General features: G+C 72.6%; 25 protein-coding genes and 1 pseudogene. 18 read left to right on the forward strand and 8 right to left on the reverse strand.

The genetic code is table 11. From position 1 onward, the window contains the following. Position 1: 1 nt before the first annotated feature. From ABZ911_RS28400 to ABZ911_RS28440, 9 genes are read left to right on the forward strand one after another with little or no spacing between them, the layout of a single operon-like run. Positions 2–961: an ABC transporter permease gene (locus ABZ911_RS28400; protein ID WP_358062308.1), complete on the forward strand. Its 960-nt coding sequence runs from the start codon at positions 2–4 to the stop codon at positions 959–961. Continuing rightward, positions 958–1,830, forward strand: a complete 873-nt coding sequence (gene opp4C, locus ABZ911_RS28405) for an oligopeptide ABC transporter permease (RefSeq protein WP_358062311.1) — start codon at positions 958–960, stop codon at positions 1,828–1,830. The genes ABZ911_RS28400 and opp4C overlap by 4 nt, the downstream gene beginning before the upstream one ends. After that, positions 1,830–2,810: an ABC transporter ATP-binding protein gene (locus tag ABZ911_RS28410; RefSeq protein WP_358062314.1), complete on the forward strand. Its 981-nt coding sequence runs from the start codon at positions 1,830–1,832 to the stop codon at positions 2,808–2,810. The genes opp4C and ABZ911_RS28410 overlap by 1 nt, the downstream gene beginning before the upstream one ends. After that, positions 2,807–3,841 (forward strand): dipeptide ABC transporter ATP-binding protein, encoded by a 1,035-nt coding sequence (locus ABZ911_RS28415; RefSeq protein ID WP_358062317.1) that lies wholly within the window; start codon positions 2,807–2,809, stop codon positions 3,839–3,841. The genes ABZ911_RS28410 and ABZ911_RS28415 overlap by 4 nt, the downstream gene beginning before the upstream one ends. Further along, on the forward strand, positions 3,789–4,247 hold the full coding sequence (locus tag ABZ911_RS28420) for a RidA family protein (protein ID WP_358062320.1): 459 nt from the start codon (positions 3,789–3,791) through the stop codon (positions 4,245–4,247). Before ABZ911_RS28415 ends, ABZ911_RS28420 begins: the two co-directional genes overlap by 53 nt. Further along, the gene (locus tag ABZ911_RS28425) at positions 4,244–5,776 is read left to right on the forward strand and encodes a D-aminoacylase (RefSeq protein ID WP_358062323.1); all 1,533 of its coding nucleotides are present in this window, start codon (positions 4,244–4,246) and stop codon (positions 5,774–5,776) included. Before ABZ911_RS28420 ends, ABZ911_RS28425 begins: the two co-directional genes overlap by 4 nt. Then, positions 5,776–6,624 (forward strand): IclR family transcriptional regulator, encoded by an 849-nt coding sequence (locus ABZ911_RS28430; protein WP_358062326.1) that lies wholly within the window; start codon positions 5,776–5,778, stop codon positions 6,622–6,624. The genes ABZ911_RS28425 and ABZ911_RS28430 overlap by 1 nt, the downstream gene beginning before the upstream one ends. Then, positions 6,621–7,448, forward strand: a complete 828-nt coding sequence (locus ABZ911_RS28435; RefSeq protein ID WP_358062329.1) for an amidohydrolase family protein — start codon at positions 6,621–6,623, stop codon at positions 7,446–7,448. Before ABZ911_RS28430 ends, ABZ911_RS28435 begins: the two co-directional genes overlap by 4 nt. Continuing rightward, entirely contained in the window at positions 7,445–8,518 is a 1,074-nt protein-coding gene (locus ABZ911_RS28440; protein WP_358062332.1) for an alanine racemase, read from the forward strand. The genes ABZ911_RS28435 and ABZ911_RS28440 overlap by 4 nt, the downstream gene beginning before the upstream one ends. Here the strand turns inward: ABZ911_RS28440 and ABZ911_RS28445 are convergent. Beyond that, the gene (locus ABZ911_RS28445) at positions 8,502–9,464 is read right to left on the reverse strand and encodes an AraC family transcriptional regulator (RefSeq protein WP_358062335.1); all 963 of its coding nucleotides are present in this window, start codon (positions 9,462–9,464) and stop codon (positions 8,502–8,504) included. The two genes, ABZ911_RS28440 and ABZ911_RS28445, sit on opposite strands and share 17 nt — an antisense overlap. A 74-nt stretch (positions 9,465–9,538) precedes the next feature. On the opposite strand from ABZ911_RS28445, the gene ABZ911_RS28450 reads away from it, so the two are divergent. After that, positions 9,539–10,390, forward strand: coding sequence for an NAD(P)H-binding protein (locus ABZ911_RS28450; protein WP_358062338.1), 852 nt, complete (start codon positions 9,539–9,541; stop codon positions 10,388–10,390). Between the two features lie 483 nt (positions 10,391–10,873). Here the strand turns inward: ABZ911_RS28450 and ABZ911_RS28455 are convergent, their stop codons facing one another. The 3 genes from ABZ911_RS28455 to ABZ911_RS28465 form a co-directional block, all read right to left on the reverse strand. After that, the gene (locus tag ABZ911_RS28455) at positions 10,874–11,392 is read right to left on the reverse strand and encodes a hypothetical protein (RefSeq protein WP_358062341.1); all 519 of its coding nucleotides are present in this window, start codon (positions 11,390–11,392) and stop codon (positions 10,874–10,876) included. 74 nt (positions 11,393–11,466) lie between these two features. Then, positions 11,467–12,126 (reverse strand): TetR/AcrR family transcriptional regulator, encoded by a 660-nt coding sequence (locus tag ABZ911_RS28460; protein ID WP_358062344.1) that lies wholly within the window; start codon positions 12,124–12,126, stop codon positions 11,467–11,469. Between the two features lie 22 nt (positions 12,127–12,148). Beyond that, positions 12,149–13,438, reverse strand: a complete 1,290-nt coding sequence (locus tag ABZ911_RS28465; protein WP_358062347.1) for an MFS transporter — start codon at positions 13,436–13,438, stop codon at positions 12,149–12,151. Between the two features lie 125 nt (positions 13,439–13,563). On the opposite strand from ABZ911_RS28465, the gene ABZ911_RS28470 reads away from it, so the two are divergent. After that, positions 13,564–14,979: a carboxylesterase family protein gene (locus ABZ911_RS28470; RefSeq protein ID WP_358062350.1), complete on the forward strand. Its 1,416-nt coding sequence runs from the start codon at positions 13,564–13,566 to the stop codon at positions 14,977–14,979. Here ABZ911_RS28470 and ABZ911_RS28475 read toward each other — a convergent pair. Next, positions 14,976–15,824, reverse strand: a complete 849-nt coding sequence (locus ABZ911_RS28475; RefSeq protein WP_358062353.1) for an acetylxylan esterase — start codon at positions 15,822–15,824, stop codon at positions 14,976–14,978. The two genes, ABZ911_RS28470 and ABZ911_RS28475, sit on opposite strands and share 4 nt — an antisense overlap. Before the next feature lie 163 nt (positions 15,825–15,987). On the opposite strand from ABZ911_RS28475, the gene ABZ911_RS28480 reads away from it, so the two are divergent. The 3 genes from ABZ911_RS28480 to ABZ911_RS28490 are packed head-to-tail and all read left to right on the forward strand — an operon-like array spanning position 15,988 to position 18,115. Then, entirely contained in the window at positions 15,988–17,130 is a 1,143-nt protein-coding gene (locus ABZ911_RS28480) for a helix-turn-helix domain-containing protein (RefSeq protein WP_358062356.1), read from the forward strand. A gap of 54 nt (positions 17,131–17,184) precedes the next feature. Then, positions 17,185–17,535 carry a hypothetical protein gene (locus ABZ911_RS28485; protein WP_358062359.1) on the forward strand — a complete coding sequence of 117 codons (351 nt, stop codon included), beginning with the start codon at positions 17,185–17,187 and terminating at the stop codon, positions 17,533–17,535. A 4-nt stretch (positions 17,536–17,539) separates the two neighbouring features. After that, complete coding sequence (locus tag ABZ911_RS28490; RefSeq protein ID WP_358062361.1) at positions 17,540–18,115, forward strand: hypothetical protein; 576 nt, start codon at positions 17,540–17,542, stop codon at positions 18,113–18,115. Between the two features lie 188 nt (positions 18,116–18,303). Here the strand turns inward: ABZ911_RS28490 and ABZ911_RS28495 are convergent, their stop codons facing one another. Further along, the gene (locus ABZ911_RS28495) at positions 18,304–19,299 is read right to left on the reverse strand and encodes a transposase (protein WP_358062364.1); all 996 of its coding nucleotides are present in this window, start codon (positions 19,297–19,299) and stop codon (positions 18,304–18,306) included. A 267-nt stretch (positions 19,300–19,566) separates the two neighbouring features. Next, positions 19,567–19,692, reverse strand: a complete 126-nt coding sequence (locus ABZ911_RS28500) for a hypothetical protein (protein ID WP_358062579.1) — start codon at positions 19,690–19,692, stop codon at positions 19,567–19,569. Between ABZ911_RS28500 and tnpA the strand changes: the two are divergent. Both tnpA and ABZ911_RS28510 read left to right on the forward strand, forming a co-directional pair. Next, positions 19,630–19,913, forward strand: a pseudogene (gene tnpA / locus ABZ911_RS28505) (IS200/IS605 family transposase). The gene ABZ911_RS28500 and the pseudogene tnpA overlap by 63 nt on opposite strands. A gap of 107 nt (positions 19,914–20,020) precedes the next feature. Continuing rightward, positions 20,021–20,884, forward strand: coding sequence for a tetratricopeptide repeat protein (locus ABZ911_RS28510; protein ID WP_358062577.1), 864 nt, complete (start codon positions 20,021–20,023; stop codon positions 20,882–20,884). Positions 20,885–21,067: 183 nt separating this feature from the next. Here ABZ911_RS28510 and ABZ911_RS28515 read toward each other — a convergent pair whose 3' ends face one another. After that, entirely contained in the window at positions 21,068–22,411 is a 1,344-nt protein-coding gene (locus ABZ911_RS28515; RefSeq protein WP_358062367.1) for a helix-turn-helix domain-containing protein, read from the reverse strand. Between the two features lie 87 nt (positions 22,412–22,498). On the opposite strand from ABZ911_RS28515, the gene ABZ911_RS28520 reads away from it, so the two are divergent. Together ABZ911_RS28520 and ABZ911_RS28525 are read left to right on the forward strand one after the other, a co-directional pair. After that, complete coding sequence (locus tag ABZ911_RS28520) at positions 22,499–23,677, forward strand: DUF917 domain-containing protein (protein WP_358062370.1); 1,179 nt, start codon at positions 22,499–22,501, stop codon at positions 23,675–23,677. Next, on the forward strand, positions 23,674–24,984 hold the full coding sequence (locus ABZ911_RS28525; protein ID WP_358062373.1) for a hydantoinase/oxoprolinase N-terminal domain-containing protein: 1,311 nt from the start codon (positions 23,674–23,676) through the stop codon (positions 24,982–24,984). Before ABZ911_RS28520 ends, ABZ911_RS28525 begins: the two co-directional genes overlap by 4 nt. Positions 24,985–25,002: the final 18 nt, after the last annotated feature.

Raw genomic sequence — 25,002 nt, forward strand, 5'->3', positions numbered from 1 at the left:
CATGCTCACCTACCTCGCGCGCAGGCTGCTGGTCAACGCCGTGGTCTTCCTGTTCATCAGCATGGGGGTGTTCCTGCTGGTCAGGGCCGCCCCCGGCGACCCGGTCCGGATGATGGTCAACCCCGAGCAGCTCCAGGCGGGCGGTCCCGAGTTCGTCGCGCTCAAGCGCGCCGAGCTGGGGCTGGACGACCCCGTCCTGGTCAGGTACGGGATCTGGCTGCGTGACGCGCTCAGCGGCGATCTCGGCTACTCCTTCGTCAGCCAGCGGCCGGTGGCCGAGGTGCTCGGCGAGCGGATGGGCCCGACCGTGCTGCTGATGAGCACCGCGCTGCTCGTCGGGCTGGTGCTGGCGGTCGCGGCCGGCACGCTGGCCGCGGTGCGGCGCAACAGCGCCGTCGACTACGCCGCGACGATGGCGAGCCTGGGCACCGTCTCGGTGCCCAGCTTCTTCCTCGGCATCGCCGCGATCTACGTCTTCTCGCTGCGGCTCGGCTGGCTGCCGTCGGCCGGCATGTCGACGCCCGGCGACGGCGGCGGGCCCGACGTGCTGGCCCACCTCGTGCTGCCCGCCGCCATCCTGGGGCTGTCCATCGCCGGGCCGTTCACCCGGTATGTACGGGCCGGGCTGCTGGCCGAGCTGGGCTCGGACTATGTGCGGACGGCCGAGGCCAAGGGCGCGGGGCCGGGCCGGGTGCTGTTCCGGCACGCGCTGCGCAACGCGCTGATCCCGTTGATCACCGTCGTGATGATCTACATTCCGCAGCTCCTGGCCGGGGCGGTCGCCCTGGAACAGGTCTTCGCCTGGCCCGGCATGGGGCAGCTCGCGGTCAGCTCCATCGGGCAGCTCGACTACCCGGTGGTGATCGGCTTCGCCCTGTTCATCGCGGTGCTCGTGCTGGTCTGCAACCTCGCGGCCGACCTGCTGTACGCCGTAGCCGACCCGAGGATCAGCCTGACATGACCACCACACAGTTGACAGCGCCCCGCTCCCCCGCCGCGTTGGCGGCCCGCCGGTTCAGGCGCAGCCGGCCGGCCGTCGCGGGCGCCCTGTTCCTGCTGCTCGTCGTGCTGCTGGCGGCGGCCGCGCCGCTGGTCGCCGGGCACGACCCCAACGCGGTCGACCTGGCCGCCTTCCGGCAGCCGCCGTCGGCGGGGCATCCGCTCGGCACCGACTCCTCCGGCCGCGACGTGCTGGCCAGGCTGCTGCACGCGGGCCGGGTCTCGCTGCTGGTGGGGCTGCTCGCGTCGCTGGTGGCGGTGGCCTTCGGCACGCTGCTCGGCGCCGCCGCGGGCGTGTTCGGCGGCGTGCTGGACACCCTCGTCATGCGGACGGCCGACGTCGTCCTGTCCTTTCCCTCCCTGGTCGTCATCGTGGTGCTGGCCGGGATCCTCGGGCCGAGCACGGCGATGCTGGTGATCGTCTTCGGCGTGTGCAACTGGCCGACGGCGTGCCGGGTGGTGCGCGGGCTGGCGCTCGGGCTGCGCGAGCAGGAGTACGTCCAGGCGTCCAGGGCGTTCGGCGCGGGCCGGTTCTCGGTGATCGCCAGGCATGTGGTGCCCGCCGTACTGTCGCAGGTCGCGGTCGTCGGGACGCTGCTGGTGGCGCAGATGATCCTGCTGGAGGCGGTCCTGTCCTTCCTCGGCCTCGGCGTGCAGCCGCCGCAGGCGAGCTGGGGCAACATGCTGACCGACGCGCAGAACCTGACGCTGATCCAGACGATGCCGTGGCTGTGGCTGCCGCCCGGGCTGGCCATCGCGCTGACCGTGCTGGCGGTCAACTTCGTCGGCGACGGACTGCGCGACGCCGTCGACCCGAGAGGGGTGCGCTGATGGACACGCTGCTGCGGATCGAGGATCTCGCGGTCGAGTTCCCCACCGAGGACGGCGTGGTGCGCGCCGTGGACGGGGTGAACCTGGAGGTACGGCCCGGCGAGATCGTCGGGCTGGTCGGCGAGTCGGGCTCCGGCAAGAGCGTCACCGCGATGTCGGTGCTCGGCCTGGTCAGGCCGCCCGGCAGGGTCGTCGGCGGCTCGATCGTCTTCGGCGGCAGGGACCTGCTCGGCCTCCCGCCGCGCGAGCTGCGGGCGGTGCGCGGCAAGGAGATCGCGATGATCTTCCAGGATCCGATGACCGCGCTCAACCCGGTGCTGCCGGTCGGCGCGCAGATCGCCGAGGCCATCCGGCTGCACCGCCCCGGCCTCGGCCGGAAGGCGGCCAAGGAGCGGGTGCTGGAGCTGCTGGCCACCGTCGGCGTCGCCGACCCGGCCGCCAGGTACGGCCGGCACCCGCACGAGTACTCGGGCGGCATGCGGCAGCGCGCCATGATCGCGATGGCGCTGGCCAACGAGCCCGCCTTGCTCATCGCCGACGAGCCGACCACCGCGCTCGACGTGACGATCCAGGCGCAGGTCCTGGAGCTGATCAGGACGTCCGCCAGGGACAGCGGCGCGGCCACCGTGCTCATCACGCACGACCTGGGTGTGATCGCCGAGCTGGCCGACAGGGTGGCGGTGATGTACGCCGGGCGGGTGGTCGAGCACGGCGACGTCGAGGCGGTCTTCTCCGCGCCCCGGCATCCGTACACGGCCGGGCTGCTGGCCGGCCGGCCGCGCCTGGAGTCGGCGCTGGGCGAGCTCGTCCCGATCCCCGGCAGCCCGCCGAGCCTGCTCAACCCGCCCCCCGGCTGCGCCTTCCACCCCCGCTGCGCGCTCTCGTCGGACCGCGAGCCCTGCCGTACGGCCAGGCCCGCGCTCGCGACGGTCGGCGACCTGCACCAGTCGGCCTGCCACTACCCCGAGGAGCTGCCATGAACGACGCGATCCTCACCGCCGAAGGGCTGGTCAAGCACTTCCCGATCAGGTCGGGCCTGCTGCGCGGGCAGACCGGCGCGATCCGCGCGGTCGACGGCGTCGACCTGACCCTGCGCAGGGGCGAGACGCTCGGGCTGGTCGGCGAGTCGGGGTGCGGCAAGAGCACGACGGGCCGCATGGTCGTCAGGCTCACCGACCCCACGGCCGGACGCATCCTGTACGGCGGCCGCGACCTGGCCGCCCTCTCCCCCGCCGAGCTGCGCCCACTGCGCGGCGAGATCCAGATCGTCTTCCAGGACCCGCACTCGTCGCTGTCGCCCAGGCTGACCGTGCACGAGATCGTCGCCGAGCCGCTGCGCGTGCAGGCCCGCTACCGCGACGGCGGCCGGCGGCGGGTGGCCGAGCTGCTGGAGCTGGTGGGCCTGTCGGCCGAGCACGCCAACAGGTACCCGCACGAGTTCTCCGGCGGACAGCGCCAGCGGGTCGGCATCGCCAGGGCGCTCGCGCTCGACCCGAAGGTGCTGGTGCTGGACGAGCCGGTCTCCGCACTCGACGTCTCGATCCAGGCCCAGGTCGTCAACCAGCTCGCCGAGCTGCAGCGCGCGCTCGGCCTGGCCTACCTGTTCATCTCGCACGACCTGTCCGTGGTCCGGCACCTGTGCGACCGGGTGGCGATCATGTACCTCGGCCGGATCGTCGAGGAGGGTACGCGTGAGGACATCTTCGAGCGGCCCAGCCACCCCTACACCCGGGCGCTGATCTCGGCCGTGCCGGTCTCGCACCCTTCGCTGCGCGGCAGCAGGGAGCGGATCGTGCTGTCGGGCGAGGTGCCCAGTCCCGCCGCCCCGCCGTCCGGCTGCCGGTTCAGGACCCGCTGCTGGAAGGCGCGCGAGCGGTGCGCCACCGAAGAGCCCCTGCTCGTCGACCGGCTGGACGCCGGGCACCCGAGCGCCTGCCACTACCCAGAGGAGAACTCCCGTGCAGGACAGCATCCTGGACACCCTGCCGTCCGTGCCGCCGACGCCCGCTGAGCCGCCGTCGATCGCGTTGGTCCGCCGCGACGGCACGACGCTCGTGGCCTCCGGGCAGGTCGCGATGGCCGACGGCGCGCTGGTGGCGCACGGCCTGGTCGGGGCCGAGGTGGACCTGACGACCGCGCGGCACTGCGCCTGGCAGTGCGCCCGCAACCTGCTCGGCGCGGTGCGCGCCGAGGTCGGCTCACTGGAGGCGGTCACGGCGGTGAAGCTGACGGTGTACGTGGCCACCGCGCCCGGCTTCACCGACCAGCACCTGGTCGCGCACGCCGCCACCGAGCTGGTGCACGCCGTGCTCGGTCCCGAACGCGGGCGGCACGCCCGCGCCGCGATCGGCGTCGCCGCGCTGCCGCTGGGCAGCCCGGTGGAGGTGGAGGGGATCTTCAAGGTGGAGGAGACGTGACGGCCGACCTGCTGCTGACCGGCGGCCGGCTGGTCGACGGCACCGGCGCGCCCGCCCGCGACGCCGATGTCGCGATCACCGGCGGGCTGGTGAGCGCGGTCGGCCCGCGGCTGCCCCGGGACGCCCGCCGGGTGCTCGACGTGCGGGACCGGATCGTCTGCCCGGGATTCGTCGACGTGCACAGCCACTCCGACCTGGCCCTGCTCAGCAACCCCGAAGCCCACAGCAAGGTACGGCAGGGCGTCACGACCGAGGTCGTCGGCAACTGCGGCCTGGGCGTCTTCCCGCTGACCGGCGACCCGGCGGCGATCAGGGCGGCGACCGCGTTCATCGACCTCGACCCGGCCATCCCCTGGACCTGGCACGACGCCGACGGCTACCTGAAGTCGCTGGCCGAGGCCCGGCCGTCGGTGAACGTCGCCACGCTGGCCGCGCACCTGCCGCTGCGCGCCGGGGTCGTCGGATTCGGCGACCGCCCGGCCACCCGCGCCGAGCTGGACACGATGTGCGGGCTGCTGGGCGACGCGCTGGACGCGGGCGCGGCCGGGCTGAGCACCGGGCTCGTCTACGCCCCGCTCTGCTACGCCACGGAGGACGAGCTGGTCGCGCTGGCCAGGGTGGTCGCCGCCAGGGGCAAGGTGTTCGCCTGGCACCTGCGCGACTACACCGACGGCCTGCTGGAGTCGCTGGCGCAGGCCGTACGGGTGGCCGGGCTGACCGGCTGCCGGACGCAGATCTCGCACCTGGCGGCGGTCGGGCGGCGCAACTGGGGCGCCGTCCGCGCGGCGCTCGACCTGGTCGAGCGGGCGGGCGCCCCGGTCCACGTGGACGCCTACCCCTACCTCGCGGGCAGCGCCAACCTCTCCCAGCTGCTGCCGTCCTGGGCGCACGAGGGCGGCGAGAGCGCGATGCGGGCCAGGCTCGCCGAGCCCGAGGTCCGCGCGCGGGTGCGCGCCGAGTGGCGCGGCCGGTGGTGGGAGTGGCCGGACATCGTCGTCGACGGCGAGCCGCTGTGCGACGCCGACCAGGCGCTCGACCTGGTCGCGGCGCGCGGCAACGCGGTGGCGATGGTGGCGTTCGGGCGCAGCGAGGACGACCTGCTCACGGTGCTGCGCCACCCCGCCGCGGTGATCGGCTCGGACGGGTTCGCGCTCGACCCCGCGGGACCCACCGGGTCGGGCACGCCGCACCCCCGCTCCTACGGCTGCTACCCACGCTTGCTTGGCCGCTATACCGGGCAGGGCGGGCTCACGCTGGAGGAAGCGGTGCACAAGAGCACCGGACTCCCCGCCTCGATCTTCGGGCTCACCGGGCGCGGCCTGGTCGAACCCGGCACGCCCGCCGACGTGCTTGTCCTGGACCCCGCGACGATCAATGATCTGAGCACCTTCACCGACCCGCACCGCCATCCCGCGGGTGTCGACCTGGTCCTGGTGAACGGCACCGTCGTGGTCGACGGAGCCGCGCACACTGGAGAAAGACCCGGCGCCGTCCTGACGGCGCGTCCCGCCACGAGAAGAGCCCTCTGATGAGAAGAACGGTCGACGACGACAGACCGGCCGCGGCCAACTACCACGCACACGCCCTGGCCAGGGGCCTGGCATTGCTGGAGCGGCTGGCGCGGAGCAGGCAACCGGTCACCCTGTCCGAGCTGTACGACGAGACCGGCCTGCCCAAGAGCACGCTGATCCGGCTGCTGAGCGTGCTGGCCGAGACCGAGTACGTGGTGCGGGTGGACGACCGGCCCTCCTTCAGGCTCGGCCACAAGGTCCTGGACCTGTCCACCGCCTACGTCTCGACGCTGGACGCGGGCGCCGCCGCCCGCGGCTACCTGGCCGAGCTGGCCGCCCGGACCGGGCAGACCGCCAACCTGGGCGTGCTGGACGGCCTGCAGGTGCTGCACCTGTGCGTGGAAGAGCCGGACCGGCCGATCCGCTACATGGCGATCAGCGGTTCCCGGGCCGACGCGCACGCCACGGGGCTGGGCAAGCTGCTGCTGGCCCACCTGGAGGAGGGCGATCTGACCTCGCACCTGGGGGCCGAGCCGTACCAGGCGCCGACCGAGCGCACGCTGACCGGCTTCACGGCCCTGCTGAAGGACCTGCGCAGGACCCGCAAGCGGGGCTACGCCTTCGACGACAACGAGCACAGCATCGGCCTGCGCTGCCTGGCGATCCCGCTGGAGGTGGACGGCCACTGCCTGGCCTCGATCAGCGTGTCCGGCCCTTCGGGCGAGCTGTCCACCGACAAGCACAAGCACTTCCTGACGGAGCTGCGCGCCACCGCGGACGCCATGACGGCCGACCCCGACCTGGTGACCGCGCTGCGCCTGCTGACCAGATCGCTGCTGCCCACGGTAGAGGGGAGATCGGGATGATCGACGTGCACACCCACTGCATGCTGGCCGAGCACTGGGGCTGCGAGTGGGAACAGAACTGGCGGCCCGTGTACGGCAGGGCCTGGTCCGACGTGCTGCCCGCCGACTTCGACGCCGCCATGCGCGGCGTGCGCAGCGCGTTCGTCTTCGGCATCAGGGCCACCGCCGCCGGGGTGGCGACCGCCAACGAGCACGTGGCCAGGTTCTGCGCCGACACCACCACCGACACGGTCGGCTTCATGGCGCTCGACCCGACCGACCCCGACGTGCTGGAGCAGCTCGCCGACGGGGTGGCGCGCGGGCTGCGCGGGATCAAGCTCTACCCGGTGCTGGCCCGCTTCGACCCCAGGGACCGAGCGCACGACCCGTTCTACCGCGCGGCGGAGGAGGCGGGCCTGGTGCTGCTGTGGCACATGGGCGCGACCCCGAGCCCGCACGGCGACCTCGCGGTCAGCGACCCGCTCGGCGTCGACGTCGTCGCGCAGCGCCATCCCGGCCTGACCCAGATCATCGCCCACCTCGGCCACCCCTGGCAGCGCGAGACCATGATCGTGCTGCGCAAGAACGCGCGGGTCTTCTCCGACGTCTCCGCCACCTGGGCCCGGCCCCTGGACGGGTTCCTCTCCCTGGTGCGGGCCCAGGAGTGGGGGGTGACGGACAAGCTGCTGTTCGGCTCCGACTACCCGCTCTGGACCCCCGACGAGGCGGCGAAGGGGCTGCGGGCATTGACCGCCATCCAGATCCCCGGCCTCGAAGGCGTCCGCAAGGAGACCGTCGAGGAGCTGCTCGATGGCGACCCGCGCGCCCTGCTGGGGGTGTCGTGAACCTCCCGCTGTCTGAGCTGCCCACTCCCGCCCTGCTGATCGACAGGGCGAAGCTGGAACGCAACGTCGCGGACATGGCCGCGCTCACCGCCTCGGCCGGGGTCCGGCTCCGCCCCCATTTCAAGGCGTCCAAGTGCCTGGAGGTGGCCAGGCTGCAGCTCGAGTACGGCGCGACCGGGTTCACCTGCGCGACCATGGGCGAGGTCCGGGCACTCAGCGACGCCGGCATCGACGACCTGATCTGGGCGCATCAGCCGGTCGGCCCCGCCAAGGTGGCCTTCGCGGTGAGCACCGGCGTGACGGTCGCGCTCGACTCGGTCGAGGCCGCCGAGCCGCTGGCCGCCGCGGCCCGCGCCGCCGGGGTGCGCCTGCCGTACGTCATCGAGGTCGACACCGGGCTCGGCAGGGCGGGTGTGGCGCCGGAGGACGCGGTGGCGCTGGCGGGCGAGCTGGCGGGGCTGGGTTCGTTACGGCTGCGCGGGGTGCTGACGCACGAAGGGCACCTGATGACCTATCTCGGCGACCGGGACGGGCTGGAGAAGGCGGGGCGGCGCGTCGGCGAGGCGCTGGCGGGTGTCGCCGGTGAGCTGGCGGCGACCGGGCACGCGTGCGAGATCGTGTCGGTCGGGTCGACGCCGGGGGCCGCCAGCGCACCGTTCGTGCCGGGCGTGACCGAGGCGCGGGCCGGTACCTACGTGTTCTACGACGGCAACCAGGTCGCGCTCGGCAGCGCCGGGGAGGACAGGTGCGCGCTGACCGTGCTCACCCGCGTGGTCAGCGTGCCGAGAGGGGAGGGCACGGCGATCACCGACGCCGGGCTCAAGGCGATGAGCTCCGACGCCTCGGTGCGCGGGCCCGGGTTCGGCGTCGTGCTCGGGCGGCCCGGCGTGGTGTTCGGCAAGGCCAACGAGGAGCACGGCTACCTGTCGGGGGCGGACGGCCTGCGGGTGGGCGAGCTGCTGCGGATCCTGCCCAATCACGGGTGCGGGGTGGTCAACATGTGGAGCTCGGCCTATGTGGTCGAGGACGGGCGCGCGGTGGCGAGGTGGCCGATCACCGGACGGCACTAGGGATGTCCGCCCGGTCGCGTCGCAGGGCGCTCGGGGCGGTGCCGCGGACTCGTTTGAAGGCGGCGCTGAACGTGAACGGGTCGGTGTAGCCGACCTGCCGGGCGACCTCGGCGACGGTGGCGGCCGACTCCCGCAGCAGGTCGGCGGCCAGGGCCATCCGCCAGTCGGTGAGGTACCCCAGGGGTGGCCGGCCGACGAGCGCGGTGAACCTGCGGGCGAAGGCCGCCCGTGACATGCCGGCCTCGGCGGCCAGCGTCGCCACCGTCCACGGCCGGGCGGGCCGGCGGTGCAGCAGTCGCAGCACGTGACCGATCCGCGGGTCGCCGAGCGCGTGGTACCCGGCGGGCGGTCGCGCCTCCGGGCGCCCGAACCAGGAGCGCAGCACCCGGACTAGCAGCAGGTCGAGAAGCCGGTCCAGGACGGTCTGCTGGCCCGGCTCGTCCAGGACGATCTCGCCGGCGATCAGATCCGCCAAGGGCGCGAACTCCGGTTCCCGGCGGACCACCGCCACCTCGGGCAGCACCTCCAGCAGCCGCCCGCAGACGGCACCCCGCGCACGGTACGCGGCTGTGACGAGGACGTCGGGCCCGTCGGCGGAGAATCCGTAGGTGCGAGTGCCCAGCCGGAAGTGGTCACCGGCGGCCGCCGGGGCCTCGTCCGTGCCCCGGCACAGGTCGTTCCCGTCGATCACGACCCGGGGCGGCACGCCGGGGCGGTCGGCGACGGTGAAGGGACGGGTGCCGCGCAGCAGGACGACATCCCCCTCCCCCAGACGCACCGGCCGCCCTTCGGCGGGGACGATCCACGCGGCGCCGCGGAGCATCGTCGCCAGGGTCAGCGGCGCGGGCTCGCTGAAGCGCATCGACCACGGCGGCGCGCAGATCGACCGGGCGAACAGCGCGCCGCGGGCCCGGAGCCCCGAAAGGTAGTCGTCGAGCGGATCCATGCTGAGACGATTCCACATGTCGACGCGCCTCACGGCCATGTACCGTCTCGACTTGGACCGATTGGCTTGGCTCCATGAACGTCACCACCCCTGCACCGACTCTCGTCCTCGGCGCCCGCGGCAAGACCGGACGCAGAGTCGTCGCCCGCCTCCACGACCTCCGGCTACCCGTGCGCGCCGCCTCCCGCTCCGCGCCCACCCGGTTCGACTGGGACGCCCCCGGCACCTGGGGTCCGGCGCTGGAGCGGGCGGGCGCCGTCTACCTCGTCCCGCCCACCGAGCACCTGGACGCCTCCCCCGTCGAGGACTTCGTCTCCCAGGCGGTGAAAGCCGGGGTACGGCGGCTGGTGCTGCTGTCCGGCCGCGGCGCCGACCACGCCGGGGAACCACCGGTCGAGCGCGCGGTCCGCGAGTCGGGGATCCCGTGGACGATCCTGCGGCCCTCCTGGTTCGCCCAGAACTTCAGCGAGGACCGGTTCTTGGAGCCGATCCAGGCCGGCGAGCTCGCCCTGCCCGCCGGTGAGGGGCGGGAGGCGTTCGTGGACACCGACGACGTCGCCGACGTCGCGGTGGCCGCGCTCACCCGGGACGGTCACGCGGGTGAGGTCTATGAGCTGTCCGGGCCGGAGCCGCTGTCCTTCCGCGCCGCCGTCTCGCTGATCGCCGAGGCCACCGGCCGCCGGATCGGCTATCGGCACGTGAACGCCGGCGAGTACGCCGCCGCCCAGGCCGCGCTGGGCACGCCCGCCGAGATGGCGGCACTCTTGGCCGGACTGCTGGAGGGGATCGGCCACGGCTCGGGCGACTACGTCAGCGACGGCGTCCACCGGGCCCTCGGCCGCGCACCGAGGGCGTTCGACGACTACGTCAAGGCGACGGCTGCCGCCGGCGGCTGGCCGGAGCCGCCGATCCGACACCGGGTATGAGGGTGACCGGACGGTGCCGGCGGTCTCCTTGTCGCCGAGCGGGGTCGGCAGGAAGGGGTGGTAGCCGAGGATGACGGGGTTGGCGGCGGCCTCGACGAGCAGCCGCACCTGCTCGCCGCCCGCGGCGGGCGCGGCGACGCGGACCCACTGGTTCTCCGGGTTGAGGCCCTTCACCGGGGTGCCGTCGGGCCGGTAGACCAGCCCCTCGCACTGGAATCCCGGCATGTTGGCGTCGAATCCGAGGTCCAGGAGCGCCTCGACGGTCCGACCCGACCAGGCGGCGGGCACCGTACCGGTGACGGTGAACCAGCTCGTGCCCCAGGGGACGCCCCACTGGTCGCCGGCCGCGATGGGCTCGGGCACCGCCGCCAGGCCCTCGGCGACCGGGACGGGCTCGTGCGGTCATCATGCATCAGGGAGCTCCTCACAGTAGACGGACAGCAGAGCGATCAGCCCTTGATCGCGCCTTCGTCCGCCTCGCGTCTAATAGGCGTCGCGGAGCCGCTCGCGTAGCGCGGCCAGGGCGGCTCGGTGCCGCCACAGCAGCAGCCCCGCCCAGGTCAGCGCCGTGAGCCCGCAGAGCAGTGCGGGCCAGCGGTAGGCACTCACTGCGGACTCGGCCCTGCGGATCTCGTCGGCGGCGCTGAACACCACCTGCCCGTCGATCGCCACTCCCACGACCTCGATAGAGTGGCTCGCGTTCGGATTCCGCTCGGCCGCCAGTGCCTTTCGGAGGTCGCCGAGCGCCTCGAATCGCACCATGTCGCCCGCGACGATCGACTTGGGCGAACCTCCGGTCAGCGTGAACCTCAGCTGCGGATGGCCCTTCAGCGTCACGGTGTTCACGACCCTGCGCGTCCGGTACCCCGTTTCGACGGCGGTCTCGGAGGTGGCGACCTCACCCGACACCGTCTCGACGTCCGACAGGGCGTAGCGGGGCGCGCTGTTGGCCGCCTGCGACTGCAGGAAGAACGCCATGCCGACCAGAAAGGCGAGGCCCACGCACGTTCTTTGCCAGGAGGAGAACGCTCTCACCCGGTGCAGCATACCCAGACCGATCTTCGCCGCCGGCGCGCTCAGGTGCTGACCCCCGCGACGCGCAGCGCGAACTCGGCGTAGGTGTCGGCGACCTCCTCCGGCGTGTACGGCACGCCGGAGCCGTACCAGTTGGCCACCCGCATGCCCATCCCGCTGATCGCGGTCACCGCCAGGAACGGGTCGGGCAGGGCGAACACGCCCTCGTCGATGCCGGCGTTCAGGATGTCGATCAGTAGTTGCCTGCCGTCGGCCCTGATCAGCAGCGCGGGGGCGGCCATCTCGGCGGAGAGCGCGTGCAGCTCGTTGTTGGCCACCGTGGCCAGCAGCGGGTATTCGGCGTGGGCCAGCACGTGCTCGCGTACGACGGCGCGCAGCCGGGAGACCGGGTCGGTGCCGCCCGCCCGCGCCAGCCTGCCGTAGTGGTCCTCGTGGCCGATCCGGATCAGCTCGGCCAGGACCTGCTCCTTGGCCGGGAAGTGGGCGTAGAGCGTGGCGGGCCGGATGCCGCAGGCCTCGGCCAGGTCCCTGATGGAGGTGCCGTGGAAGCCGCGCTCGGCGAACAGCCGCAGCGCCTCCAGCAGGATCCGGCCGGGGGTGCCTTCGAGCAGCACGCTGGGCGGCAGCCGGACCTCTTCGGCCGCGATCCTGCGTTGCTCGACGGGAATGGTCACGTTGCCTGCCGATCGATCGTTTGCCACCAGGCCCATTCTGCCCTGGAACCTAGCCTCCGGTGAGGTCGCTCTGGTTGGTCTCCTTGAGCGCCAGCGTCGAGACCAGCGAGATGATCATCGCAACGCTGATGTAGGCGGCCACGCTCCAGGACCTGCCGCCGGAGGCGGCCAGGAGCGCGGTGGCCACCAGCGGGGCGAGGCCGCCGCCGAGGACGGCGCCGAGCTGGCCCGCCAGGGAGGCGCCGCTGTAGCGCACCTCGGTGGGGAACTGCTCGGCGATGAAGGTGATCAGCGGCGAGTACATGATGACGACGCCGCCGAAGGCCAGCGCGAACGCCAGGTAGATGAGCCCGGTGTTGCCGGTGTCGAGCATCGCGAAGAAGCCGAAGCTGAAGACCGTCAGCAGGCCGGAACCCGTGACGATCATCGGGCGGCGGCCGAAGCGGTCGGACAGCTTGCCGCAGAGCGGTCCGAAGACCAGTGCCACCACGGATCCGATGGCGACCGCGATCAGCGGGACCTGGGCCGGCAGCTTGAGCTGGGTGGTGAGGTAGGAGGCCGAGAAGACCAGCAGGATATAGAAGATCACGTAGAAGCCGAACCCGGTGCCCGTCCCCAGCAGGACCTGCTTGGAGTGACGGCGGAAGACCTCCAGGACGGGTGCCCTGTGCTGGGTGTGCGTCTTGGCGAAGGCCGGGCTCTCCGGAATGCTCCGCCTGATGACCAGCCCGACGACCACCAGCACGATCGACAGCAGGAACGGCACCCGCCAGCCCCAGGACAGGAACGCGGCCTTGTCCATCCCGGCGACGCCCAGGATGGCCAGCGTCGCGAGCAGCAGACCGGCCGGTCCCGCGGCGGGGATGAAGCTGCCGTAGTAGCCGCGCCTGTGCCTGGGGGCGAACTCGGTGGTCATGAGCACCGCGCCCGCGACCTCGCCGCCGTACGAGAAGCCCTGGATGACGCGGAGCGTCACCAGCAGGATCGGCGCCCACACCCCGATCCCGGCGTAGGTGGGCAGGGCGCCCATCAGGGTGGTCGCGACCCCGGCCACGAGCAGGGTCATGACCAGCATCGACTTGCGGCCGATCCGGTCGCCGTAGTGGCCGGCGACGATCGCGCCCGCGGGGCGGGCGACGAACCCGATGGCGAAGCCGGCGAAGGCGACCAGGGTGCCGACCGTGGGGTCGTCGCTGGGGAAGAACAGGGCGTTGAACACGAGGGCCGACATGAAGCCGTAGAGCAGGAAGTCGTACTGCTCGATGACCGTGCCGACGAAGCTGGCCGCGGTGACCCGGCCGAGCGAGACCGTGGGTGGACGCTCAGAGGTGGTGGACATGGGCCTTCCTTCGTGAAGTTGGGGGGATACATCACGACGACCGAACGATCGTTAGGCAACAGTAGCGACCGATCGATCGTTAGGGAAGGTTAGGCTTCTCGGACGAAGGTCAGGAAGGAAGTGCGATGGAAGCGACGACACGGCAGGGCAGGGTCCGGGGCAGGATCAAGGACGGGGTGGCCGCTTTCCTGGGCATCCCGTACGCGGCGCCGCCCTTCGGCCCGCACCGCTTCGGGCCGCCGGCCCCGCCCGCCCCCTGGGAGGGTGTCCGCGACGCGCTGGAGTTCGGGCCGACCGCCCCGAAGCGGCCCTACCGCCCGCCGCTCGACCGCCTGATCCCCGACCCGGACATCCCCGGCGACGACTGCCTCAACCTCAACGTCTGGACTCCGGAGGGCGCCGAAGGGCTGCCGGTCATGGTGTGGATCCACGGCGGGTCGCTGCGCAACGGCTCCAACAGCCTGTCCCTCTACGACGGCGGCGCCTTCGCCCGCGACGGGGTGGTGCTGGTGTCGGTCAACTACCGGCTCGGGGTCGAGGGCTTCGCGGTCTTCCCCGACGCCCCGAGCAACCGCGGCCTCCTCGACCAACTGGCCGCGCTGCGCTGGGTGCGGGACAACATCGCGGCCTTCGGCGGCGACCCCGGCAACGTCACCGTGTTCGGCGAGTCCGCGGGGGCGATCAGCATCGGGGCGCTGCTGGCCGGCCCGCACTCGGCCGGGCTGTTCCACCGCGCCATCCTGCAGAGCGGCCCGCCGCACGCCGTCTCCCCCGAGGACGGGGCCAAGATCACCCGGATCATCGCCAAACGGCTCGGCGTCGCGCCGACCGCCGCGGCCTTCGCCGCCGTGGACCGGGAACTGCTGCTGACCGCCCAGGCCGAGGCCACCGCCAAGGGCAATCCGCTCAGCGGCGGCGCGGGCTTCCAGGTCGTCATCGACGGCGACACCGTCCCGTCGCATCCGCTGGAAGCCCTGCGCGCGGGTACGGCAGGCGAGATCGACCTCCTGGTGGGCTCCAACACCGAGGAGTACCGGCTGTGGTTCGTGCCGACCGGGGTGGTCGACCGGGTGGGCCGGCTGGCCCTGCGGCTGGCCCTGGCCAAGTTCAGGATCAAGGGCCGGGTGGCCAAGGTCTACCAGGCGAACCGGCCGGGGGCGAGGCCCGGCGAGATTCTCGGCGCCCTGGCCACCGACCTGCTGCTGCGCGTACCGCTGAACCGGCTGGCCGACTCCCGGGCCAGGACGTTCGTGTACGAGTTCGGCTGGCGCTCGCCCATGGAGGGCCTGGGCGCCTGTCACGCGCTGGAGATCGGGTTCGTCTTCGACACCCTGCGCACTCCGGGGCAGCTCACCCTGGCGGGTCCCGACGCGCCCCAGGAGTTGGCCGACGCCATGCACCGCGCCTGGATCGCCTTCGCCGAATCCGGCGACCCCGGCTGGCCCGCCTGGGACGCGACCCGGCCGGTCATGCTCTTCGACCAGCCGGGTCCCGCTGTCGTCAGGGGTCCGCGCGACGACGAGCTGAGCCTCTGGCCTTAGGGGATCTGCGTGGCCAGGGCGTTGCGGCGGACGGAGGACCAGGTGCTGGTGTCGGCGCAGATGCGGCAGCCCGCGCCGAAGAACTCGCCGCGCGCCTCCTCGTCGCCCATGAGCTGGAAGCGGAACCACGCCGTCGTCGGAGCCGCGAAGGGACCGGGGTCGCCGACGACGGTGAAGTGGTTGGCGCCCCTGACCTCACCGTAGATCGCGGGGATGTGGTCGGCGTCGTTGTAGAAGGCCTTGACCAGGGACGGCCAGACGATGCTGTCGTACTGCCCCGCCAGGATGAACATCGGCCCGTGCACCGCGTCGACGTTGGCCAGCGGTCCCGGCTGGATCGGCAGGATCGTGTCCACCCGGGAGTCGTCACCGACGACGATGGCGCCGGCGCCGCCCTGGGAGTGGCCTGACGCGCCGATGCGGTCCAGGTCGACGCGGTTGTACATGATGCTGTTCGGGTCGGCGTTCCGGCCGGCGAGCAGATCGATCCCGGCCCGCATCGAGATGCCCAGGTTGGACTGCGGGGTGTTGGCCGCGGCCACGATGAAGCCGTGGCTGGCCCAGTGCAGCAGCAACTCGCGGTAGACCACCGGGAAGGCGAACGTTCCGTTGCCCCAGACGATCACCGGGTGGCGGAGCTGGCTCTGCGCGATGTCCCGGGGGTAGTACAGGGTGGTGATCGCGCCCACGTCCACGGCGGTGGCGTAGGGGCCGGGGGCGCCCCAGTTCCCGCCGACGGACGGGAAGCCGGTGCCGGTGGCGGCGGTGTCGGCGGTGGCGGTGTTCGGCAGGCCGGTGAGGGCCAGCACGAGGGCGATCAAGGGGACGAGCAGTCTGCGGAGCATGGGGGGTTCTCCTGACTGGGCTGGGGGCGTGGGAAGTGAACGGGATGTTGCGTCCGCCGCACTTCTCGTTTGATCGCACATCCTGATTCAGGCGGCGCCCGCCGTCTCTCCGCTTTCGCGGCAATGATTGACGCACGGGTTTGTGCGATGTGACGATCCCTGGATGCTCGACCTCCACGCCCGCATGGCCCGGCGCAGCAGGGAACTCACCCGGGCGGTGGTCGCGCGATGCGAGTCCGAGGTGCCCTTCTACCGGGAGCTGCCCAGGGAGGTCCTCGACGAGGAGGTCAGCCGGTCGGTCACGGCGGTGCTCGGGCTGATGCTGCGGACGCTGCGCGAGGGCGAGGCGCTCGGTCCCGGCACCCTGACCGAGCTCATCGCGTGGTCTGCCCGGCGAGCCGAGGAACGCGTCCCGCTGGAGGCCGTGCTCACCGCCTACCTCATCGGCGCCGAGGTCTGGTGGGGTGCGCTGGCGGAGGCCGCGACACCCGGGGAACTGGCCGGGGCGGGCATGGACCTGCTCGGCTGCCTGCGCTCGGCCCTACCTGCCGTCGCCATCGCCCACCTACAGGCGCAGGAGGACATCCGCAGCGAGGAGGGGAAGGTACGGCGGGCGCTGGTGAGCGCGCTGCTGTCCGGCCAGCCGTACGAGGCGCTGGCCGAGGCGGCACGGGTGACGATCGCGGCCTCCTACGAGGTGCTGGAGATCCGCTTCACCAGTGCCCGGCCGGCCGACCGCCGTACCGTCAGGTTCGTGCAGTCCGCCCTGGACGCGAGTACGGGCACGCCGGTGCTCGCCGTCCTCGACCACACGGGCGGGGTGGCGCTGCTGCCGGGCGCGCCCGATCTGCGCGCCCTGGTGGGCAGGGTGGCCGAGGCGGGCGGGCGGCCCGTCGTGGTGGCCGCCGCCCTGGCCGCCGAACCCGGTCTGATCCCCGAGGCCGCCGAGGAGGCGGGCCGGGTCATGGAGATCGTGCGGCGGCTCGGCCGCCCGCCGGGGCTCTACCGCTTCGACGACGTCCTCCTCGAATACCAGTTGGCCAGGCCCGGGGGCGGGCTGACCAGGCTCGCCGCCAAGCTCGACCCGCTGGACGGCCACCCCCACCTGGTCAGCACCCTGCGCGCGTTCGTGAACCGCGGTCACAACCGCAGCCAGGCCGCCAGGGACCTGCACATCCACCGCAACACCCTGGACTACCGGCTGCACCGGGTGACCGCCCTGACGGGCCTCGACCTCGCGGTCCCCGCCGAGGCCCGCCTGCTGGAGGCGGCCCTCACCGCCAAGGACCTCTGTACCTCCGCCTGAGCCCTTTTCTCCGGATCACTTCATGCGACCTAGCCGCGACGCCATGATGGAGCCATGTCAGCGCGCATTCTGAAATGGGTCGGTGGCACCCTTTTCGCGGGGACCGCCATCGGGATGAGCGTCTATTTCGCCCGTGTCGGGTTGGAGCGGGCCGACCAGGCGGCCAGCGTGATCAGCGCGTTCGTCGCCCTCGCCGGTCTGGCACTGGCGATCTACGCGATGGTGAGAGACCGCCGGGCAGGCGAGCAGGCTCCGGCCGCCGGCGGCCCGTCCGAGGTCAGGAACACCATCAGCGGCGGCACCTTCCACGGCCCGGTCACGCAGGGCCGCGACTTCGACCAGATCGCCCTCGGCTCCCCGCCGCCCCGTTCCTCGGACGAGCCCGGCAGCACCACCGCTGGATGACGTGATGAGCGGAGACACCCACAACCACATCAGCGGCGGGACCTTCTTCTCCACGGTGATCCAGGGCCGCGACCTGACCGTCCAACTGCCGCCGCAGGTGACTCCCGCACTGTCCGGGCTGCCCGCGGGCTCACCGGCGTTCACCGGCCGCATCGATGATCTCCAGACGGTGCTGGACGGCCTGGCCCCCCACGCCACGGCGACCGGGGAGACGGCCGCCGGATCAGCCGTGGTGGTGACCGCGGTCGGCGGGATGGGCGGGGTCGGCAAGACCGAGCTGGCCGTCCAGGCCGCTCGCGCCGCGCTGGCGCGGGGCTGGTTCCCGGGCGGCGTGCTGTTCGCCGACATGTTCGGCTACGACCCCGCTCGCCGGGTGGAGGTGGGCCAGGCGCTGGAGGGATTCCTCCGCGCCCTGGGGATTCCGCCGCCGCCCGCACCGCCATGGCCAAGGATCTCCCCCTGGCGATGTGGGACTTCCTGCAGTTGCGGCGGCACTCCAACGACTGGGTCACCTTGTCCACCCTCGCCCTCGAGGCCGCCCGACACCTCGGCGACCGGGACGGCGAGGGCCGGGCGCTGACCACGCTCGGGATCGCCCTGCGCGAGGTTCGGCGCTTCCAGCGACACTCCAGGAGGCCGCACGGTTGTGTCGCGCCACCGGCGACCGGCACTGCGAGGGCATAGCCGTCAACTTGACCCGGCCCTTAAGGACCGGGCTTGGAGGTAGGGCACTACTGGCTGTGGTGTGGCCTCCTCCGTCCAGACCACCTATGGGGTGGCTGGGACGCGTGACTCACGCCCCGCAATCCACGCGGCCTCGCCGCGTGCGGCGATGTTGCGGGAAGCATTCCGGTCGGCGTGGGCAACGACCCCGCAGTTCCGGCAGATGAAGAGGGCCTGGTTGACCCGGTTGTTCTTCTCGATGTGGTGGCAGTCGGCGCATTCCTGACTGGTGTAGGCCGAATCGACGTGCACCAGCGGGACGCCCGCCCGCCGCGCCTTGTACTCAAGGAAGGTCCCGAGCTGGTGGAAAGCCCAGGAGTGGAGCGTGACCCGTTGGGGCTTGCGGAGCCGTACCCTCTCCCGGATTCCGCCCAGGTCTTCCAGGGCGATACCGCAGGAGGTGCGTGCAGCCTCGGTCACGATCTTCTTCGAGATGATGTGGTTGACGTTCGCGGCGTGCCGCTGCTCTTTGCGGCGGCGATGCTTGAGCCGTCGTCTCGCGGACTTGGCGCCCTTGGCCTGGAGCTTGCGGCGAAGTTCGAGCTGCCGCTTGCGGTGCCGGTTCAGAGCACGTCCGTTGAACGGCGTCATGCCGTCCACGGTGGCGATGTCGACGATGCCGAGGTCCACGCCGAGCCAGCCGTCGGGGTGCTCGTTGAGCGGGGCTTCGGGTACCTCGCACACGGCGATCAGGTAGAACACGCCGTCGCGTTCGATCAGATCGGACTCGCCCTTGCGGTGTTCACGCAGCGTCTTGAGCGTGTCGGCGGAACAGACGAAGCGGACGTTCTTGATACGCCCGGCGGTGGTCCAGATACTGAGGGTCTGAGCGTCGTACTGCCAGCTCAGACACCGGTCGTCAAACGGGTGCGCCGCCTGTGGACGGAAGGTGATCGGCTTGGACTCCGCTTTGGTCCGGCGCTTTGAGCTCTTCTTGCCGAGGTTCCCGGCACGGATGTTCGCCTTCAATGTGGTGTAGGCATCGCGGACCTTCTTGATGGTGTGCTGAGCGGCCTGTGCCCCCAGCCCCCGCGTCTTCAACTCGGCGTAGGTGTGCTTGCGCAGCTAGCTCATACTCACGCGGCACGCCGTGCTCGAATGCCACGGCCGACACCCAGTTCGCGGCGTCGTTGACCGCCCGCAGGGTCACCGACAGCGTGGAGGCCTGATCGGCCTCCGGCATCAGCTTCACCTGCACGACGATCTTCACATGGAAGATCGTGCCATCCATGTCACCACGCTGGGAGCCAAACCCCAACCTTCGCAGGGGCCGTACGGTGGTCTACACCCTCCACGCACACTTGGTCTTTACACCCAAAATACCGGCGCGGACCGTTCACCGACGAAATCCTCACGCGATGCGAAGAAATCATGCGGGCCGTCTGCGCCGACTTCGAGACCGAGCTGGTCGAGTTCAACGGCGAGCGTGATCACGTGCACCTGCTGGTGCACTACCCGCCGAAAGTCTCCCTGTCCAGGCTGGTCGGCTCCCTCAAAGGCGTGTCCGGAGATTGCGACAGGAATACCCCGACCACATCCGCACATACCTGCGGGGCGCCCACTTCTGGTCACCCTCGTACTTCGCAGCCTCGTGCGGCGGAGCACCGCTGTCCATCATCAAGCAATACATCGAAAACCAGAAACACCCAGGCTGAACCGCTCCCCGAAAGTTGCCGTCACCGCACCACTCGGCCCTTGGCAGGCCTCCCCCGCTGCCGCTTCCTCCCGAGCGTGAACGCCCGGGCTTCCACGACAGATCACGCTGAACCACATGGCGAGCGCCCTCAGGGAGACCCGGCGGTTCGACGAGGCCATGGCCGTTCACCACGAGGTGCGGGAGATCTACCGTGACGCCGGCAACCGGCGCGGCGAAGCAGGCGCGCTGTACGACCTCGGCGTCACCCTCCAGCAGGCGAGACGGTTCGCGGAAGCCGTCACCGCCCACGAACTGGACCTGGGGGTCTGCCGCGAGCTCGGCGACCGCGGCGGCACAGCCTCGGCGCTGACCGGCCTGGGGAACGCGCTGCACGAGGTGCGGCGGTTCGACGAGGCCATCTCCGCCCACCAGGACGCCATCCAGGTCTGGCGCGAACTCGACGACCGGCACAGCGAAGCGGTGGCGCTGACCAGCCTGGGCCTGGCCCTGCAGGAGACGCACCGGTTCCTGGAGGCTGTCACCGCCCACCAGGACGCCGCCCGGATCTACCACGACATGGACGACCTGCACAGGGAGGGCCAGGCGCTGACCGGCCTCGGCCTCGCCCTGCGCCAGGTGGGGCGCTTCGAGGAGGCCGTCACGGCTCAGACCACCGCCGCCGCGATCTTCCGTGACACCGGCGACCGGCACAGCGAGGAGATCGCGCTGGGCAACGTCGAACTGGTTCAGGCGTCGTGGCGTTCCGCGCGCGCCCGCGCCCAGGCCCGGCGGCTGGCGCTGCGGGCCACGTTCGCCATGGGCGGCGGCGTGGCCGTGACCTGGTGGTTGAGCTGGCAGGCCGGCGTCGCGGCCGCCGTCGTGATCGCGACCGCCGACGCGATCCGAAGCGCGGCGCGTCGACGCCGCTCACCCCCGGCCCCGGACAAGAACAGACGGCCGCCGACGGCCGAACCATCAAAGCCCCACTGAGTCCGAACGAAGGCAGGCGAGGCCCGCCACCGATCCGGGTGCCGAGCTCTACGCACCCGATGCGGCACGCCCAGGTCACGACAGTCGACCAGCCCGGCCCACTCGGCTCGCAGGATCTCCTCCGGCAACCCGGCGCCTCCCCGTGTGGCCACCGTATGCCCCGGGTCACACCCGAGCCGCCTGTCAGATCCTCGCCGCCCGGCAGGCCAGCTGGAGTGCGAGCCTCTGCTGCGGGTCGTCGAGGTCGGCCTGCAGCAGGGTCTCGATGCGGCGGATGTTCCTGCTCACCGCGTTGCGGTGCATGTGCATCTCCTCCGCCGCACGCGCGGGCGAGCCATGATGGTCCAGGTAGGCGCGCAGGATGCCGAGCAGGTGTCCGGGCCGGTCGCCGCCGAGGTCGAGGATGGGCTGGAGCAGTTCCCTGACCGCCTGCTGGGCGGTGTCGGAGGAGTACCACTCCTCCAGCATCCGGTCCAGTCCGGCCAGGTCGTAGGTCGCGAGGGGGAGAGGGCTGCGGCGCAGCGCCGTACGGGCCTCGGAGGCCGAGGTGCGCAGGCCGAGCAGGCCCTGGTGCGCGGTGCTCACCCCGCAGCGCAGCTCGGCCCCCGCCGGGCGGACCCGGTCGAGCAGGCGGCCCGCGTCGCGGATCGCCTCGCGCAGCCCGGCCCGGCCCTGGTCGCGCGGCTGGGTACGGACGACCACCAGCGCGTCGCCCGCCAGGGCGCCGTTCCAGGACGACCCGACGATCTCGCGCACCGCCCGCGCCGCCCGGGGGGCCACGGTCTCCAGCAGGGCGTAGCGTTCCGGGCCCTCGTCCATCACCGGCTCCAGGCGCAGCACGATGTGCCATTCGTCGACGGGCAACCCGAGGGCTCTGGCCCTCGGGGCCAGTTCCTGCGCCTGCTTCTCCGGCGCGACCAGCAACTCGGTCAGCAACTGCGCGCGCGAGCGGCCGGGCAACTCGTCGGCGGGTCCCGCCGCGGCGGCCAGCGCCGACAGCCGCAGCACGATCCCGGTGGCCCTGCCCAGATGCCCGCCAGGCTCGTCGGCGGAGAAGGCGGTGCCCTCGGCGCGCACCTCGACCCCGAGCGCGGCGCTCGCCTCCTGCGCGATCCGCTCGGGCACGCCCCCCGCCCGCAGCACGCCCTCAGCCGCCTCCGTCGCCCTGACCAGCGCGTCGGAGGCGTCACCCGCGATCGCCCTGTCGATGGCCACGACCAGCGCCGCCAGATCACCCTCCGCCGCGAGCAGCGCCACCCCGCCCCGCTCGGCGAGCGCGGCGGCGCTGCGGCCGATCTCGGCGGGCGCGGTGAGCACCAGCGCCGCCACGCCCGCCGCCGCCGCGTCGCGCAGGGCGACGTCCAGCCGGTATCCCGCCGCGTCCCTGGAGGCCGCCCCGGTCAGCACCAGCACCGCGCCCGGCGGCTGCCCCGCCACGTCCCTCAGATCCTCGACCAGGCCCACCCCGGAGGCGGCTCCCGGCGTCTCCGGTCCCGCCAGGACCCTCAGCTCTTCCAGCAGATACATGCCCCAAGTGTGCCACCAGCACATCGAACTCTCAAAAAGGTGCTCCCAGCACACTAAGCCTGACCTGCGATTTCATAACCTGGACGGGTGGACATCGACACCGGGCTGCTCCCCGCATTCGCGAGAGGCTGCGCCGTCCTCGGCTCAGGAGGCGGCGGGCCCGTGATGATCGCGCGCGCCGCCGCGCTGCAGGCGCTGGAGGATCTCGGCCCCGTCCACGTCGTCCAGCCCGCCGAGCTGGACCCCGAGCTGCTGGTCATGCCGGTCGGCACCGCGGGCTCCTCCGCGGTGATGTCGGAGCGGATCGGCGGCACCGAAGAACCCGTGCACCTGCGCGACAAGATCGAGGAGCTGTACGGCATCCGCGTCGGCGCCCTCATGGCCAGCGAGATCGGCGGCGCCAACGGCTGTCTCGCCGTCGCCTGGGCGGCCCGGCTCGGCCTGCCGCTGGTGGACGCCGACGGCATGGGCCGCGCGTTCCCCGGCATGGACCAGACCGTGATGCAGCTGCGCGGCATCGCCGCCACCCCCGCGGTGGCGTGCGACGAACGCGGCCGGACGCTGGTCATCGACCACGTGACGGGCCGCTGGCTGGAGCGGCTGGTCCGCGCCTCCCTGGAGGCGTTCGGCGGCCAGGTGGCGACCAGCGAGTACATCATGCGCGGCGACCAGGTCGCCACCGCCACCTCACTCGGCTCGGTCACCCGCGCGGTAGAGCTCGGCACCTCCCTGCCCGCCCCCCTGATCACCGGCAAGGTGGCCGAGGCGGCGAACTCCATCCTGATCGAGGGTCTCGGCCCCGACCTGGGCAGGCTCGCCAGGATCGAGGCGGAGAGCGAGTTCCTCGCGGTCATCGAGGACGGCGAGCCCGTGGCGGTCGTCCCCGACATCATCGCGATGCTCGACACCCACACCGGCGAGGTCGTGCAGACCGAACAGGTCAGGTACGGCCTGCGGGTCAGCGTGCTGAGCGTCCCCTGCGACCCGGTCTGGCACACCCCCGAGGGCCTCCGCCTGGCGGGTCCCGCCGCCTTCGGCCTGACCGGGCTCCCCGCCGTCCCCACCCAAGGCTCCCCCACCCAGAGCTCCCCCTCCGCCCCGGCCGCCCCCTCTGGCCGGGCGCACTCCCCCGGCCCGTCCGGTTCCCCCTGCCGGACGGGCACCCCCACTTCCCCCGCTCCCCCCACCTCCCCCACGGGCCCGACCGGCTCCCCCCGCCGGTCGGGCTCCCCCCTTCAGAGCGGCGAGCGGGAAGGGGCCTCGTGAAGGCGGGCGTGGACGTCGGGCCCACCAACACCGACGCCGCCCTCCTCGACGAGCACAGCAGGGTGCTCGCCACCGTCAAGGTCGCCTCCACCCCCGACGACCCCGTCGCCAGCGTCCAGGCCGCGCTCGGGCGCCTGCCCCGGCCCGAGCTGACCCAGGTCGCGGTGGGCCTGCGCGGCGCCGCCACCTCGGTGACCAAGCGCCGCGGCCTCCGCAAGGTCGCCGTCCTCCGCATCAGCGGCCACTCCGCGCGGGCGGTACGGCCCCTGTTCGGCTGGCCGCAGGACCTGCGCGCGGCCGTCAGCGCGGGCACCGAGATCGTGGACGGCGGCGGCGGGCTCGACCGCGAGGACTGGACGCCCCTGGACCGCGACGCCGTCGCCCGCTTCGCCGCCCGGATGGCGGGCACGGCGCAGGCCGTCGCCGTCACCGGCCTGTTCTCCCCGCTGGACGACGAGCAGGAGCACGAGGCGGCCGAGATCATCAGGGCCGAGCTCGGTGACCTGCCGATCGCGCTGTCGGCCGACCTCGGCTCGCTCGGCCTGCTGGAGCGCGAGAACGCCACCGTCCTCGACGCCGCGCTCTCCGGTTTCGCGAGCGCGGTCGCCGAGCGGCTGGCCGCCACGCTCACGGGTCTCTCCCCCGGCGCGGCCATGTTCGTGACCCGCGGCGACGGCACGCTGATGAGCCTGGAGCACCTCGCCAGGCACCCGGGGCTCAGCCTGGGCAGCGGCCCCGCCAGTGTGGTGCGCGGCGCGGGCGTGCTGACCGGGCTGGAGGACGCCGTGGTCGCCGACGTGGGCGCGGACCGCATCAGCGTCCTCGCGCTGGCCGGCGGCTTCCCCGAGGAGGCCGTCGACGGGGCCAGCATCGGCGGGGTGTCCGTCGGGTTCCGCATTCCCGGCCTGATCCGGGTGCCCAGGCCGTTCGATCCCGCGGAGCTGGCCGAGGCCGTGGACCGGCTCCAGCCGGGTGCCGGGCGGCTGCCGCTGGTCGTGGTCGGCGGCGGGGCGCACGCCGTACGGGAAGGGCTGCATCCCGAGCACGGGCTGGGCGCGGGGGCCATCGGTGCGGCCGTCAGTCCCGTGGGCGGCCAGTACGAACGGATCATCCGGCTGCCCGACCGCTCCGCGCTGCCCGCCGCGGTGGAGGCGGTGGTCGAGGAGGCCAGGGCGAGCGCCGTACGGGCCGGGGCCGACCCCCGGCACGTGCGGATCCTCGACGTGCACGACACCCGGCTCGCCTACCTGCCCGGCCAGTTCGTCCGAGTTCGCGCCCGAGCCGCGGGTCCCCCCTCGCGCTTGTGACCCCCCGAGAAAGGCAGC

The sequence above is a fragment of the Nonomuraea sp. NPDC046570 genome (assembly GCF_040645915.1).
Taxonomy (GTDB): Bacteria; Actinomycetota; Actinomycetes; order Streptosporangiales; family Streptosporangiaceae; genus Nonomuraea.